Annotated in this window: 13 protein-coding genes; 7 read left to right on the forward strand and 6 right to left on the reverse strand. The window is 38.7% G+C overall.

What is annotated here, in order from left to right; translation table 11 throughout:
- Positions 1 to 89 precede the first annotated feature (89 nt).
- Together ND811_RS16360 and ND811_RS16365 are read left to right on the forward strand one after the other, a co-directional pair.
- On the forward strand, positions 90 to 1,379 hold the full coding sequence (locus ND811_RS16360; RefSeq protein WP_265353038.1) for an ammonium transporter: 1,290 nt from the start codon (positions 90 to 92) through the stop codon (positions 1,377 to 1,379).
- 5 nt (positions 1,380 to 1,384) lie between these two features.
- Positions 1,385 to 1,732: a P-II family nitrogen regulator gene (locus tag ND811_RS16365; RefSeq protein WP_015681402.1), complete on the forward strand. Its 348-nt coding sequence runs from the start codon at positions 1,385 to 1,387 to the stop codon at positions 1,730 to 1,732.
- A 46-nt stretch (positions 1,733 to 1,778) separates the two neighbouring features.
- Here the strand turns inward: ND811_RS16365 and ND811_RS16370 are convergent, their stop codons facing one another.
- The 3 genes from ND811_RS16370 to lepB all read right to left on the reverse strand — a co-directional run bounded on the left by ND811_RS16370 (position 1,779) and on the right by lepB (position 5,077).
- Complete coding sequence (locus ND811_RS16370) at positions 1,779 to 3,470, reverse strand: thiamine pyrophosphate-binding protein (protein WP_265353037.1); 1,692 nt, start codon at positions 3,468 to 3,470, stop codon at positions 1,779 to 1,781.
- 340 nt (positions 3,471 to 3,810) lie between these two features.
- On the reverse strand, positions 3,811 to 4,038 hold the full coding sequence (locus ND811_RS16375) for an AtpZ/AtpI family protein (RefSeq protein ID WP_265353036.1): 228 nt from the start codon (positions 4,036 to 4,038) through the stop codon (positions 3,811 to 3,813).
- Position 4,039: 1 nt separating this feature from the next.
- Positions 4,040 to 5,077 carry a signal peptidase I gene (gene lepB, locus ND811_RS16380; protein ID WP_407658917.1) on the reverse strand — a complete coding sequence of 346 codons (1,038 nt, stop codon included), beginning with the start codon at positions 5,075 to 5,077 and terminating at the stop codon, positions 4,040 to 4,042.
- 112 nt (positions 5,078 to 5,189) lie between these two features.
- On the opposite strand from lepB, the gene ND811_RS16385 reads away from it, so the two are divergent.
- Complete coding sequence (locus ND811_RS16385; RefSeq protein WP_265353034.1) at positions 5,190 to 5,981, forward strand: aldolase; 792 nt, start codon at positions 5,190 to 5,192, stop codon at positions 5,979 to 5,981.
- On the forward strand, positions 5,982 to 7,811 hold the full coding sequence (locus ND811_RS16390) for a DUF2079 domain-containing protein (RefSeq protein WP_265353033.1): 1,830 nt from the start codon (positions 5,982 to 5,984) through the stop codon (positions 7,809 to 7,811). It abuts the gene before it with no gap.
- Between the two features lie 105 nt (positions 7,812 to 7,916).
- On the opposite strand, the gene ND811_RS16395 is transcribed toward ND811_RS16390, so the two are convergent.
- The 3 genes from ND811_RS16395 to ND811_RS16405 form a co-directional block, all read right to left on the reverse strand.
- On the reverse strand, positions 7,917 to 8,939 hold the full coding sequence (locus ND811_RS16395) for an MBL fold metallo-hydrolase (RefSeq protein ID WP_265353032.1): 1,023 nt from the start codon (positions 8,937 to 8,939) through the stop codon (positions 7,917 to 7,919).
- Positions 8,940 to 8,948: 9 nt separating this feature from the next.
- On the reverse strand, positions 8,949 to 10,127 hold the full coding sequence (locus ND811_RS16400; RefSeq protein ID WP_265353031.1) for a MaoC family dehydratase: 1,179 nt from the start codon (positions 10,125 to 10,127) through the stop codon (positions 8,949 to 8,951).
- A 71-nt stretch (positions 10,128 to 10,198) separates the two neighbouring features.
- Entirely contained in the window at positions 10,199 to 10,381 is a 183-nt protein-coding gene (locus ND811_RS16405; protein WP_100720202.1) for a hypothetical protein, read from the reverse strand.
- 84 nt (positions 10,382 to 10,465) lie between these two features.
- Here ND811_RS16405 and ND811_RS16410 point away from each other — a divergent pair, with 84 nt between their 5' ends.
- From ND811_RS16410 to ND811_RS16420, 3 genes are all read left to right on the forward strand, one after another.
- Positions 10,466 to 12,070, forward strand: a complete 1,605-nt coding sequence (locus ND811_RS16410) for an NADP-dependent glyceraldehyde-3-phosphate dehydrogenase (RefSeq protein WP_265353030.1) — start codon at positions 10,466 to 10,468, stop codon at positions 12,068 to 12,070.
- A gap of 73 nt (positions 12,071 to 12,143) precedes the next feature.
- Positions 12,144 to 13,424 carry a DUF1554 domain-containing protein gene (locus ND811_RS16415; protein WP_265353029.1) on the forward strand — a complete coding sequence of 427 codons (1,281 nt, stop codon included), beginning with the start codon at positions 12,144 to 12,146 and terminating at the stop codon, positions 13,422 to 13,424.
- A gap of 531 nt (positions 13,425 to 13,955) precedes the next feature.
- Positions 13,956 to 15,233, forward strand: a complete 1,278-nt coding sequence (locus ND811_RS16420) for an esterase/lipase family protein (protein WP_265353028.1) — start codon at positions 13,956 to 13,958, stop codon at positions 15,231 to 15,233.
- Position 15,234: the final 1 nt, after the last annotated feature.

Raw genomic sequence — 15,234 nt, forward strand, 5'->3', positions numbered from 1 at the left:
TTTTGCAGAATTGACTAGCTTTCCGAGGGACGGCATTCGTAATGATACGAATTTTATTTCTCATTTCAAAAAGTTATTTGGAGCAAACAATGAAAATACAATTGGTCTTAAGGCCTTTGTTGGTATGTATACTCTTCCTTTTGCCCGGATTTTTGGCGGCAGAAGCGGAATTAACTCCCTCCTCTACCATCGACAAATCCGACACCACATGGATGTTAGTTTCTTCTTCATTTGTGTTTTTTATGATCCCAGGCCTTGCTTTGTTCTACGGTGGAATTGTCCGATCCAAAAATGTTCTCTCGACTATGATGCATAGTTTTATTGCGATCATCGTAATGACATTACAATGGACAATTGTAGGATATAGTTTTGCTTTTTCTGGTGATAATCCCTATGTAGGTAATTTTGATTTAGCATTTTTAAATGGGATCGATCTGGATTCGGTAAAAGGAACTATTCCTACGTATGTACATTTTTTATTTCAAGGTATGTTTGCACTTATCACTCCAGCATTAATTTCAGGTGCAATTGCGGAGAGAATCAAACTTTCAGCATATATCGTTTTTATCCTCGTATGGTCAACGTTAGTTTATGACCCGGTAGCTCATTGGGTTTGGTCCGATTCAGGTTGGTTACTTCAAATGAATGCACTTGACTTTGCTGGAGGAACAGTAGTCCATTTAATCTCGGGGATAGCTGGACTTGCCGCAGCCATTGTGATCGGGAAACGAAAAGGTGATCCTGGATTATTAACACATCCGAATAATATGACTTATACGTTACTCGGCTCAGGATTATTGTGGTTTGGATGGTTTGGTTTTAATGCTGGATCGGGTCTTTCTGTCAATGGACTTGCAGCACGTGCATTTTCTGTAACACTGATTGCGCCAGCAGCGGCCGGAGCCAGTTGGTTACTGATCGAATGGCTACACACCAAAAAAGCAACAGCACTAGGAGCAGCATCAGGAATTGTTGCGGGTCTTGTTGTCATTACACCTGCATCAGGTTATGTGGGCATACAAGGCGCCCTTATTATGGGATTTTTAGTATCACCAATATGTTATATGGCGATTTTACTCAAAGGAAAACTGAACTATGATGACACTCTTGACGCTTTTGGAATTCATGGTGTCGGAGGAGCATTCGGAGCCATTCTCACGGGCATCTTTGCCTTAGAATTAGCAGAAGGAATGACATTAGGAAACCAAGTAAATGCCCAAGTCATCAGCGTAGTGGCGACAGGAATTTATTCTTTTGTAGTTTCGTATATACTAGCACTTATTATCGAAAAAACAATTGGATTTAGAATCGAAGAAGATAAGGAAATCACCGGACTTGACCAAGAAATTCACGGTGAAAAAGGATATGATATTAGGTAAATATTATGAAATTAGTGATCGCAATCATTCAACCACATAAGTTAGAAGAAGTAAAAAACGAACTTACTAAAAACGAAATCTATCGTTTGACTGTAAGTGATGTCCAAGGTTATGGCCAACAAAAGGGGAAAACAGAAGTTTTCCGCGGACATGAATACCAAGTAAACTTACTCAGAAAAGTAAGATTAGAAATTGCAGTTAATGATGAATTTGTTAAACCCACTGTTGATGCCATTTTGAAAGCTGCAAAAACAGGATCGGAAGGTAAAATTGGTGATGGAAAAATCTTCGTGATGCCACTTGAAGAAGTAATTCGCATACGAAGTGGAGAACGAGGAAGCAAAGCCATTTAACAATAGTTTGATGGCCCGAGGGATTTTTTCCCTCGGATTAAAATCATTAGGTTACAAGTTTTTCCAGAATGTATTCCTGATTAGATTTCCCACCAGGAACAAATGGATATACTCCCCAACTTGAAGGGATCCTTACTTCAATCAAAGCTGGCCCTTTTTTCTCTAAGACTTTTTCCAATTCGGTGGTTCCCAATTTCCAGTCCCATTCAAAATATCCAATTTCGAATGATTGACACAACATCGAAAAGTCAGGATGGAAATGGAACTTCGAACCAGAGTATAATCTTCCGTAAAATAAGTCTTGTTGTTGTTTAACAAGCCCCAAATGTTCATTGTTAATTAGTATGATCTTTACATTTAAGTTCTGTTCTTTTAGTGTAGATAACTCTTGTAAGTTCATCATAATCGATCCATCACCCGTAAAACAAAACACATGAGAATCCCTATGACTTAAAGCCACTCCAATGGCAGTAGGAAGACCAAATCCCATAGTTCCTTGACCACCTGAGGTGATCCAAGACATCGGATTTAGAAACGGGAAATACTGTGCTACCCACATCTGGTGTTGGCCCACATCAGTAAGGACAAAATGTTCGCCACATGGTAAAACCGAAGCAAAATCCAAAAGAATTGATTTCATTGGATGTTCTTCCGGGATCTCTTTCCATACCTCGATCTGTAACAATGATTCGCTGTTTTGGATCAAAAAATCCTCTTCTAATAAAAAAGGAATCACTTCAGAAAGATCTTTTTGTAAACTCAAAGTTACTGGTTTATTTTTACCAATTTCACGGGCATCAATATCAATATGAATGATTTTCGCTTGGTTACAAAACTTTTGTATGGCTCCCGTCGCACGGTCATCAAAACGAACTCCTATCGCAATTAAGAGATCACAAACACCCAGTGCTTCATTTGCGGCAATTGTTCCATGCATGCCCATCATTCCTAAATTCATAGGATCGTCTTTTTCAAAAATCCCAAGCCCCATAAGAGTGGTCACAGCAGGGATCTGAAAACGAGAAACCAATTCCCTTAAACGCAAATATTCTTTTTTAGCACCACCACCTATATAAAGTAAGGGGAAACGAGAATTTTCTAGTAAGGATTTGAATTCTTCTAGAAAAAAATCAAAACTTACAAAAGACAAATGATCTACCTTGCTAATTGGTTCCAAGAAATCCAAATGAAATGGATCGCCCAATCGATTGTTTTTTTCAGGTAGATTGATTTTTTGTGTTTGTATATCTTTGGGTAAATCAATCCATACTGGGCCTTTTTTCCCTTCATCGCATAACCAAAATGCTTCTTCTAAAATTCCAATGATTTGATTTGGTTCTTCTACCAAATAAACTTTTTTCACAAGAGAAGAAACAATCTTTGCTGTGGGTAGTTCCTGGAAAGCATCGGTTCCCATTAATCCTAACGGAACTTGCCCAGAAAAAATAAGTAAGGGAACAGAATCCCTTTGTGCATCGGCAACGGCTGTGATAAGATTGGCAACACCGGGTCCTGAAGAAACAAATACGGCACTCACCTCCCCTGTGCTCCTGGCCCTACCTTGTGCCATAAATCCTGCACCCTGCTCATGCCGCGCTAATACATGTTCAATATTTGACCTCGCCAAACTTTCGTATAATGGAAGTATAGTTCCACCAGGAACCCCAGGAATCCATGTAATCCCCTTTGATTCTAAAAAATCTATGATAAATTGACTTACGGTGATTTGTTCCGACATAAAGACACTCTCCTTAGTTCGTTTCCCCGTCGACTCTTAGCTTTCTGTCGACCGAGGAAACGAGGGAGAATTATGACAGAAAGCTACGTATGTATGAGAAGACTACGACGACTAGGACGAGAGTAGAGAGGACATAGCTAGACAATCCAAGAACGGGCATGGAATCCATGAATTCGTTGTTTATGGTTGTCTGAGAAGCCATTACACTTAAAAAGATTTTTTTTAAGAGGAGAGCCGTCAAGAATTTATTTAAAGTTGTCTTCTGATTTTCTACAAAGAGGCCACTACCAAAGGATGGGTTTGTGAGAGGCAAAGTTAAAATCAAAAACGGATTGGTTTTTTATTCGTTTTCCTTGGCGCGTTTGATAAGGGAATAAAAAGCAAAAATAAAACCTAAAAAGAAACCAACAAGAAGCCACAAGGGCTCTGTCTTCATATAGTCATCAAGATAATATCCTCCGACTACAAAAAGTGCAATGGAAGATACAAATTCAAAACCAGCACCGGCCATCGCCATAGGCGACTTTTCTGGTTTTTGGGCCGATGGTTTTTCGGGTTCTTTTGTCATCTTATTTTAGGATACGACCGATTCTGTCCCAACGTACACTGAGTCGCCAAACTCGATATCTTAGTGTCCTTTCAATCCATCCTAATCTAGACTCATCATCTCTATAACGAGAATTATGTGACGAAAAGACTTCTGTATAGTGACAACGTCTATCAAGAGCATCACCTTCATACCTTTCTGCAATTTCAGGACCTTTCTCTGCAAGCTCCTGACCATCTTTATACTCGCAAGTGGAATCTTTCCAATCGATCGAAAAATAAATGATCAGTGCCTTACCTAAAATATCTTCTCGTTTTACAAAACCCCAAGCGCGCGAATCATGAGAATCATCCCGATTGTCCCCCATCACCATATATTGGCCTTCAGGGATCTGGCAACCATGTAAAAAATCACAATATTCAAAGATATGGGCACGACGATCGTCTTCAAAACCTTCCAAAATAAAATGTTCAAACCCTGGTTTGACTTCTTTAAAGAGTGCTCTTTGGGTCGCTTCTAAATTATCCAAATCAGAAAGTTCTTCACCTATCGGAACTTCCTTTGGTTGGTAAGACTGAAACTCATCAGTTCCCTTTTCTTTATACTCAATGAGTGCAAAGTGTACCCTCCCTCTATCTTTGGTATCGATATATTTACGAGTGATGCGAATTGTATCTCCAGGAAGTCCCACCACACGTTTGACAAATCGTTTTGCAAAAATTCCAGTTCTTGATTCTTCTTGAGCCAGTGCCGTTGCCGGGGGAATAAATGTGACAATATCTCCACGTTTTGGATCATCAATACGAAAGAGTTCCTTTTCTGTAAAAGGCATACGGAAGGAATAACGCATTTTATTAACAAACAAAAAGTCCCCGATTTTGAGTGTGGGGATCATAGAACCAGAAGGAATATTATTAGCATCTAATATAGATGATTTAAAAGCAAATACAAGGACCACGATGATTCCGAAAGATATGCCCGAAGCAGCGGCTCCTTCTTTTGGAGGTTCCTTAGAATCTTGTTTTGGTTTGGATTGGAAGATGGTGGAGAATATTCCCATAGGTTCGAAGCTAGGGAATTGGAATTTTCTGTCAAGAAAGGGGGAAAAAAAGCGCAAAAGACTTGTACTATTTTCGGGAATAGACGATACCATACATGGAGATCTTCTGCTTATGGAAACATCAATCCACGTTTTACGCAAAACCTTACAGGAGATGAAGGAAAATTACTCCTTTGTCTGCATCAAAACAGGTACGGAAACCGAGGATATGGGAGAAGAAGAAATCTCCCTCTTAAAAACGATCACTGCGGGAATTTTGCCACTCTATGTCAAAATCGGAGGTCCGGAAGCCAGAAACGATATCCGAATCTGCCAAAGGATCGGAGTTTCAGGAATCTCTGCACCTATGGTGGAGTCAGAGTATGCATTAAAAAACTTCATCCAGACGATGAAAAATCTCCTCACACCTTCGGAATACGAATCTTATAACAAATCAATTAACATAGAAACCATCACTGGATATCGAAACTTGATGGATATCTTTGACTCCGTTCCATTTCAAAGTTTAGAGCAAGTAACAGCTGCTAGATCAGACTTAAGTGCTTCAATGGATAAAAAACCAGACGATAAAGAAGTCACAAGAATCTCCAAAAAAATCATTTCAGAAGCCAAAAGCAGAGGTAAAAAAACTTCTGTTGGTGGAACCATTACCAAAACCAATTTTGATTTGATTGCCAATGAAATCGAACCCGACTTTATTAATTCACGTCATGTGATGGTCGATACAAAAAAAGCAATGTCCATTGGTGCAACTGATGTAGCCGAATGTATGTTGTTATTTGAAATGGATTTATTTGAATTTTTCTCAAAAACATTTCCTGAAAAAGGTTATTATTACCGTAACCGAGTCGAAATCAACAGAGAACGGATTGGCGAAAGAAAGGTATTGTACTTTATTCGTTAAGTGGTTTATTTATTCTTTTTTTTCAGTTTAGTTTCTTCTTTTCTCTTTATTTCTCCTAAAAACTTTCATACCCCCTTCCAAAAGGGGGTGTTTCTTTTTTTGTTTTTTCTAACCATCTTTCACTTTTGGAAAGAAAAAAAAACAGTACCTCAGTCAAAGCAGAATCACAATCTAAGTAACTTCGGTCTGTTGTCTGACAAACAAATTGCGATTCTCCCATACCTACTCAGTTTCAGTTGCATTCTATTTATCATTACAAATACATACCATGCGATCCAACTCACAAAATCTCTCGCAGGTGCTTTTTTATTTCAAGATGCAGATTATATTGGTATCTCAGATATCCTTTTGTCTTTATCAGAAGGGGATGGATTTACCAGCGGATATTATTCCGAATCAGGCAAAGGTAGTTACCTCCACCACCACTTCGCTCCAGGATTATTCGTTCTAACTCCTTTTATCAGTTGGATTCCTGATCGGTGGGGACTTGCTATTGCCGTTTTTTTTGTTTATCAATTAGCAACGATCCTTTGGCTTTTATGGGCTTATCAAATTTCCAAAAACAATTTTAAAGATCGGGTGAGTAAATTCTTAATTTTTTGGGTTCTTCTCACAAACCAGTTGTATCTGTATCGCATAGGATCTAGTTATCATTTTGAAGTTCTTGTTCTCCTCTTTGGTCTTTTCTTTTTTTATATTTGGGAACAACGATGTAAGATACAAAATGTCCGGACTCATGTCTCCTGGTTCTATTATAGTATTTTAACTTTTGTCACCATTCTTTATCTCTCACTGAAAGAAGATATTGGCATCTACCTTCTTCTCTTTTTTCTACCAATCACTTTAGAGCGATTATACAAACTTTGGGTAAACAGGACAATACAAGGACAAACGATAGACGAACCATCTTACAACATTCAAGATCTGTTTTCCTACCGTTTATTTTTCCTGATCTTAAGCATTACAATCCTATGGCTGGGTTTTGTTTTTATCATTTATCCAATGTCTAGTGGAAATAAAGGAGCCTTTTCCTGGACCCAAATACTGACCCAAGAATACCATTCCGCGTTCAAACAAGTAACAGGTATCAGAAAATCCATTCAGATTTTTCTTGAGTTAATCACAAGCGGTGGACTAGGAATCTTTCAAATGTTACCAGAAGTCATCGGAGTTGGACTAATATACGCAACTCATATATTTTCCTCAAGGCCTTGGCACCATGAAGTTTATACGTATTACAGTTATTCTCTGGTTCCGATGATTCTCTACACGGGAATCCTCTGGATCCAATCAGAAAAAAAAATAAACTTTTCTTTTGCTTTTCTGATCCTTACTTGCCTCTTTTGGAAAAATTCTCTGGACCAAAATTTTCCATTGGATCCCAAAATGGAAAGCCCTTGGCAAAATCCTGGTTTGGAGGAAGAAATTCGAGAAGATATCAAAAGAACCAATTCCTTGTTTTTTTCCCAGATGGAGAAGATTCCATCCCAAATCCAGAATACCGAAATAAATTCAGGAAGTGTGAAGCGAGTAACAAAACAAAATAGAATTTTTGTATTTTCCCAATACAATCTTTCATTTTTGATCACTGACCAAATCAAAACCTATCCACTTGAACAAATTAAAAACTCTTTACCCATTTGTAAAAATGCAAATGTTTGTTACGCGGTATTTGCCAAAGAATTTACTGATGAAATTCTATGGCCCCAATCTAGAATTTTAGAGTATAAAAAAGAAGTGGAAAACAGGGAAGGCGTATTGGTTTGGAAAGGCAAACAAGTGGAAGTTTGGCAATTACTAGAACCAACAAAAACGGAAAAACCCAAATAATTAAATCTTTTGATTATAGATCGAAAATACGAACTAAACAATTGTGTATAAAAAAGAGCTAACCAATATTAGCTGACAAAGTCTACAGTCTTTTACCGATATCTTTTAGTCGATAATATGAAAGACTTCATATCCATTCTCACGTTTTTCGATACGAATCTGCCCTTCTAATACTAATTTTTGTATGATGCTATACACAAGACCAAGTGCTGTCGGTAGGTGGCCACCATTATGGACTTTTTTTCCTATGGCTGCTTCCATAAGCACTTTTAGATCCGATTCCCCTTCCTTAAGCCTACGAAGGACTCCTTTTTCCAATATACTTAGTGTTTTTTTCACAAGAGTGATGGTTTTTTTGGGATCTTCAATTTCGCTACCATGAGCTGGTAACATACGTTTGATGGGTTCCTCTAAAAGTTTGGAAAGTGTAAAATAATAATCACTTAAATTACCATCCATTTCAGAATAGATGGCAGTGAGATTGGCAATGATGAGATCCCCTGAAAAATAAACACCTGTCGAAGGATCCACAGGTGTGATATGATATAAATTATGACCTGGTGTATGCAGAAACCTTAAAAGTCTTCCACCAAACTCTAAACTGTCATTGTGATCAATTTTTACATCAATTCGCAAAACTGGGTCTCCTTTTTTGGTTTCCCCGAATTTACTAAAAAATTGACGCCAACCTTTTCTAGATTCTTCCAAAATTCGATCGAGTTCTTCTTTATCCCCGAATGCTTTATGAAAAAGATCTTCTGTCGCTTCTTCAAAAAGTAACATTGATTCTAAATAATTTCCCACCCCGTCGGCCATAGCACGATACCCGTAGTAAGTTATATTTTTCGCATAAGACTTAAGCACTAAAGAAGAGGATATATGATCCAGATGATTGTGTGTATAAATAATATGACGGATGTCATTCAAAGAAAATCCCTTTGATTTCAAAGAGGCTTGTAACATTGGAATAGATTCGATATAACCAGAGTCAATTAAGGTTAAACCATCATTTCCGTGATAAAGATAGATATTATTAGGCGCGTAAAACGGCTGGGGAAGAACAATTTTAAAGACACCATCCCCGATGTCTTCCATGTCCGGAATTCTTTTGGGGATGGTAACTTTCATTGTTTCACCTTATGGTTGTTTTTTGATGATCAATCTTCTTTCGATTTCGAAGATTTTCTCTGGGATTTTTTCTTTTCCTAGTTTCTTTTTATCATTTTCTTTAAGGAAAAGATCAGCACCAAATTTATCCAATGCATCATTTGCTTTGATGTTTTTTAAACCAATGAATTGGATTTGAACTTCACCTGCTGGAATTCCATATTCAGTTCCTTTGTCTTCAGTGGTCAAAATTCTAGAAATACAAGTCACTGTGTCACCAGAAAAAGCAGGTTGTGTGTGGTATCCTTCGGTGAATCCAAGTTCCCAAATTGCGTTTTCAGAAATATCACGTGATGCCATACCAGCTAACCAACCAAATACGAGTCCACCGTAAACCACTGGTTCTCCACCCATAGGGCCAGAGATTCCTGCAGAATACAATTTATCATAATGAAGTGGGTGAGTATTTCCTACTCGGAATGTCCACTGGTAGTGTTCGTCAGTGATGGTTCTTCCATTTTGATGAACATAAATTTGACCTGGTTTAAAGTTTTCAAAATAAGTATGTCCCCAAGTAACATCCTTCATCTCTGTTGGGAATTTGAGATTTGGCAGTTTGAGTGCTGGAGTTTTTGATTCCGGAAAGTAAGCCGAAGCATCACCTGGTTTTGGATTGCCTTTTGGTTTTCCATTGGACCTGTAGATCATGATTTTACGTTCGTATTGTAAAACCACTTCATTCTTTTGGTTAAGACAAAGTGTTCTTACATGAACGATTCCTGGTTTGTCTGGACCTTTGTCATCGACTGCTAAAATTTTAGTTCGGGAAGAAAGAGTATCTCCTGGATAAACTGGTAATAAAAATTGCGCGTTATAATAACCGAGGTTTGCAAGCGCCTTCTCACTGTTATTCTGAACACCAATCGAAAGTGCTAAGTTAAACACCATCAGAGGATGAACGAGTAAATCTGCAAATCCGTGAGCTTTTGCATATTCTGCAGAAAGGTAAAGTGGGTTTGCATCCATAAACACAGTGGCAAATTCTTGGGCAAAACTTCTGTCCACAGTGAATTGGCGAGGGTGAACATAAATATCACCTACATTGAATTCTTCGAGGTATCGTCCATAAATGTTCTTTTTGACATCAGAGAGAGAAGCAGGTGTGTTGGGAGCTAACTCACCAAAGGGGGACATAGGTTTTTCGGCCATGGGAATTCCTTTTTCGAATGGGATAGGACTAATTTTCCAAGAGAGGTCCTACCGAAAACGATTTTTCAGACTCATCCGGTCGCTCGTTTGGCGTATTCCTCCTTCCAGGCACTATGCCAATGGTACCATTCTTCACGCACAGCACGGTAACGAACCAAATCACTACGAACTTCTAACATAAGTGATTCTAATTCTTCCACTCGGCGGAAAAGTCGTAAGGTCAATGCCTCCCACTCTTCTTTGTTTTGGTCCATCCTTGGTTCCATAAATTTTATATCGGCCGTTCTTTTCTGTAAAATGTTGCTTTTTTAGTCTCCTTCCCATTCGATTCATGGATCATGAGCTTTGTTTTTCCTTCCGCAGATTCCGTTCCAGAAAAATACAGGATCCAACCGATCCACCAAAAAGAATACCTCCTAAATGGAGAAATTCGAATTTGGGAAGGGGAATCACAAATTGTCAAATCTCCCATCTTTCTGAACCAAAATGGAAAATCAGAACCAGTGATTTTAGGATCCTATCCTAATTTTGATGAAAAACAAAGTTTGTTGGCACTAGAGGCAGCAGTCAATGCATACAACCACGGAACAGGTGTTTGGCCCATTGCTACCTCTAAAGAAAGAATTGATGCAGTTCGAAAATTCATTACCCTAATGAAAGGCAAAAGAGACCAAATCATCCTACTCCTTATGTGGGAAATAGGTAAAACAGAAAAGGATGCTACAAAAGAATTCGAAAGAACCATCGAATATCTAGAAGACACTATCGAATCATTACAAGAGCTTGAAACAACTTCCAGCAATTATATCAAAGAAGGCGGACTCATTGCACAAATCAAACGATCACCTTATGGGGTGGTTCTTTGTATGGGTCCGTTCAATTACCCCTTAAACGAAACATTCTGTACTCTCATCCCTGCCATACTAATGGGAAACACCGTTGTCTTCAAACCTGCAAAGTATGGAGTCTTATTATTACAACCTCTCCTAGAATGTTTTAAGGAAGCCTTTCCACCTGGAGTCATTAACACAGTCTATGGTGATGGTGCCAAAGTGATTTCTCCCATTATGGAGTCAGGGAAAATTGACGTTTTTGCTTTTATTGGTTCGAGTTCTACCGCAAACCTCATCACAAAAAAACATCCCAAACTCAATCGCCTAAGATCTGTTCTAGGACTTAACGCGAAAAACCCAGCGATTGTTTTACCTGATACCGATTTAAAATCAATGGTACCAGAAATTTTATCGGGATCTCTTGCTTATAATGGACAGAGATGTACAGCACTTAAGATTCTTTTTGTTCACAAAGATATTTTAGATGAGTTTACTAAACTTTATTTAGAAGAACTAACAAAGTGGAAAGCTGGGATGCCTTGGGAAACGGAAGTCAATTTTACTCCACTCCCTGAAGAAGGAAAAACCAAATGGTTAAAAGAACTTTTAGATGATGCTCTGACAAAAGGTGCAAAAATTTTGAATCCTGGTGGTGGAGAAATCAATGAGTCCTTTATGTTTCCAGCAGTCCTTTCCCCCATTCCACCAAACGCACGTTTGTATCAAGAAGAACAATTTGGGCCACTGGTGCCGATTGTTCCCTTTTCCTCCGTGGAAGAACCATTAAACTATATTTATGCATCCAATATGGGCCAACAGGCCAGTATCTTCGGAAAAGATCCAAAAACCATAGGCAAACTCATCGATATTCTTGTGAACCAAGTGGCAAGGGTCAATTGGAATGCGCAGTGCCAAAGGGGACCAGATTCCTTTCCTTTTTCTGGACGTAAAGATTCTGCTGACGGAACACTTTCCGTTTCCGATGCCCTTCGCGTATTTTCCATTCGTACTGTTGTGAGTTTCAAAGACAACGAGATGGGACGTAATCTTCTAGGAGATGTACTGAAAGAAAGGTCGTCGAATTACCTAAGCCAAGAATTTCACTTGTAACACTCTTTTCTTTTCCGATACTTGAGAAAGGTAAATCCCTAAATTGTTTTAGAGGATAAGGGAGGGTAACAACTTGCGTCGGAATTGGTTCGTTTCTTTCCTTTTTCTTGTTTGGTTTCTTTCCTGTAACCAGGTGAACCCAAGAGACGAACTTTTGTTTACGCTTATGAGTGGTTTAAATCCTGTCATCACGAGTACGACAGTTTCCGTTGCCTCTTCTGCCAAAATCAATGTTTCCAGTACAAGTGTTTTATTGAAATATGGAACCCCACAAAACTTTGGAATTTCTCTTGTCAGAGAACCCACTGCGAATGTAAACATTTCTCTGAGTTTTACTTCCTCCAAATTACAAGTAAACTCATCAAACTCCCCACTAACAAATGTTTTAACTTTTAATTCGAGCGATTATAATGTTACCAAAACTGTTAGTTTATCATCAGCAACTCAAATTTTAGATTCCTCTACCTTGACAATCACGGCGACGAGTGCCGACCCTTTTTACAATACCAGTGGTGCTGTCTCCATTAGTCACATTTATATGGCATATACAGGAAATTCATTTGTCTTTCAGCAAGGTGTGCCGATACCTACACTCACTCCAGACATCCAATTTTCATTTACTTCTTGTTCGGTGACTCCTTCACTCCCTTCTGGGCTCAGTTTGAATACAAGCACTTGTGTCATATCGGGAACGCCAACAGGCGGTATACAACCCGCAACTACTTACGCCGTGACAGCGACAAACGGAACCAATTTTATAAATCAAAATGTTTCTATTCAAATAGAACCAAACGTATATAAAGTATTTGTTACTGCAGCTACATACGATGGTAACTTATCAGGAATCGCTGGTGCTGATGCTAAATGCAATGCAGATGCAAACAAACCATCAACTGGAACTTATAAGGCAATGCTTACGGCTGGAACTATTCGAAGGGCCTGTTCTACGGATAATTGTGGTGGCAGCGGGGCAAACGATAGCGAAAATATCCTTTGGGTTTTTCAATCAGGACGGATTTACATTCGCGCAAATGACTCGGCGAGTTTACTGAGTCCCAGTGCCGCCGGAATTTTACCAGCAGATGGCTCAGGCAATTTCACAACCAATCCTTATTACCTGAACCATTCTTTTGATTCAGGAAGCACCATGAAGGAATATTGGACAGGCTTTGCACAAACAAACTATTGGCAAAACAGTTTCAATTGTAATGACTGGACTGATGGAACCACAACATCACCCGCAAGTAATGGTGGAAGGGTAGGTGCATCCAATAGCACTAACTATTCGGCCCTTCGAAATGGTGGTGGGAGAAGTTGCTCTGCCACCTACTACCTTCTTTGTGTAGAACAATAAAAATTCTAATTCAATATTCAATATTCAATATTCAATATTCAATAGCCCTTACTTTCAATGACAATTTCGCTGAAGGCAATATCATTCATTTAGTAAAAAAAATAAATCCAATTTCTAAATTTTGCCGGTTACCTAACACAGCGAATCACCTTCTTCATAGAATAGATTGATCCAGTGGTTTACTTTTTATGGTCGATTTCGAATCCAATTGGCACACCAATTCGAGCGGCTTTCAAATCGAGTGACTTACCCTTTTCACGACCGTGACTGATCGATTTACATGACAATGCCCCTCACTTTCTCAATCCATCCGCTTTTCAATTCAGCGGACTTCCTATCATCACAGTTGCCTTTTTCACTGACTTTCTAAATCCATTTGCTCGTGAAAGTGACTGACTTTCCAATTACATTCACTTTCAATCGAAACTCGCTTTCCTTTGACACGCAGTCGACTTCGAACCCCACTGGAAAAGGTAACTCACTTACTTTTTTCACTCGCTTTCCAAAGAAACTGAGTTACAATCTTTCTCCGTGATCCAAATCCTTATCAACTCCCTAGCCGGAAAAACAGTTTCGCTTACCCAAAAAACAACCGATTCCCTGCTGAAAGGGGTACAATTCCTGGTCAAAGGAAGCCTAACGAGCGCAGGTGGAGGATTGGATTTACTCTCCAATGCATTTTTTTACAAACCAGAATGGAGAGAAGCCTTACAGAAAGCAGGAGTACAGGTCAAAGAAACTGGTCACAAATCAAATGAAAACTTACAAAAGACGATAGAACAAACGAACCAGGCTTTTGAAAAAGCACTCTTCAAAGTAGAACTAACCGCAAAACACAGTGATGATATGGTATTTGATAATCGTATGGTATCAAGTGTCCTGGGAAGTTCTCACAATCAAAAATTCAAACTCACAAAGATTGATATGAGTTTTAGAACGATTGGAAAAGATATTACGGCAAAAGAAACCATTGCAGAATTTAAAGAATCCAAAAAAACAAAATCCGTTCTTTTCCTTCCTGGATTATTTACAGATGAGACCGTTTGGCAGGAACAAACTGTCGAGTATAAGGAAAGAAAAATTACCTCTCCTGGGCTTGCCACAGAATTACAAGAAAAAGGATACTATCCATTTTATTTGAGATACAACCACGGTCTTCCCATCCATGAAAATGGAAAAAAACTAATGCATCTCTTAGATATTTTTTTTAATGAAGACCAAAACATAAAACCAGACATCATTTGTTATAGTTTAGGTTGTTTAATCTTTCGCTCTTGTTTATATCATGCAAAATTAGAGAACAAAGAATGGGTTCCTCGATTTGGGAAAATCATACTGATCGCAGCACCAAACAAAGGTTCGTATTTAGAAAAAATAGGTTTTTGGCTTGGATTTTTGTTTGAAAAAAGTCCCAACGTAGCACTCAAAATTATCGGAATGATAGGCAACCTTCGCAGTGATGCCATCAAAGACTTATCCTTCGGACTCATACGCAAAGAAGAAAAAGGGTGGATGGAAACCATCTCTGGTTACTTCGGCGAAACCTATTTTGGTGAATTGGACGAGATGGATGTTTACCAAGCTTATGCACTTATGGAAGGAGTAGAAAACCCGTTACAAAACTTTCTTGGGGATGGGTTTGTAGAGAAAAAAAGTCTTACCTACTTAACAGATAAGGTATTCACCAGAAAATCAAACCCCGCCTTACGAACACTTGAGCTAAACAAACAAAATCATTTTTCTATCATTAGCGCAAGGCCCTTAATCCATTGGGTAAAGGAAGTTTTTGGTGTGGCACCGAAGATTTGAT

Origin of the sequence: Leptospira soteropolitanensis (genome assembly GCF_026151655.1) — a bacterium.
GTDB lineage: Bacteria > Spirochaetota > Leptospiria > Leptospirales > Leptospiraceae > Leptospira_A > Leptospira_A soteropolitanensis.

What these genes read in the sequence shown, in the direction of transcription:
- lepB (WP_407658917.1), bottom strand. Translation starts at nt 5,077, where the DNA reads ATGGGAATATTCTCCACCATCTTCCAATCCAAACCAAAACAAGATTCT.
- ND811_RS16375 (WP_265353036.1), bottom strand. Translation starts at nt 4,038, where the DNA reads ATGACAAAAGAACCCGAAAAACCATCGGCCCAAAAACCAGAAAAGTCG.
- ND811_RS16385 (WP_265353034.1), top strand. Translation starts at nt 5,190, where the DNA reads ATGGAAACATCAATCCACGTTTTACGCAAAACCTTACAGGAGATGAAG.
- ND811_RS16410 (WP_265353030.1), top strand. Translation starts at nt 10,466, where the DNA reads ATGAGCTTTGTTTTTCCTTCCGCAGATTCCGTTCCAGAAAAATACAGG.
- ND811_RS16395 (WP_265353032.1), bottom strand. Translation starts at nt 8,939, where the DNA reads ATGAAAGTTACCATCCCCAAAAGAATTCCGGACATGGAAGACATCGGG.
- ND811_RS16360 (WP_265353038.1), top strand. Translation starts at nt 90, where the DNA reads ATGAAAATACAATTGGTCTTAAGGCCTTTGTTGGTATGTATACTCTTC.
- ND811_RS16370 (WP_265353037.1), bottom strand. Translation starts at nt 3,470, where the DNA reads ATGTCGGAACAAATCACCGTAAGTCAATTTATCATAGATTTTTTAGAA.
- ND811_RS16400 (WP_265353031.1), bottom strand. Translation starts at nt 10,127, where the DNA reads ATGGCCGAAAAACCTATGTCCCCCTTTGGTGAGTTAGCTCCCAACACA.
- ND811_RS16365 (WP_015681402.1), top strand. Translation starts at nt 1,385, where the DNA reads ATGAAATTAGTGATCGCAATCATTCAACCACATAAGTTAGAAGAAGTA.
- ND811_RS16405 (WP_100720202.1), bottom strand. Translation starts at nt 10,381, where the DNA reads ATGGACCAAAACAAAGAAGAGTGGGAGGCATTGACCTTACGACTTTTC.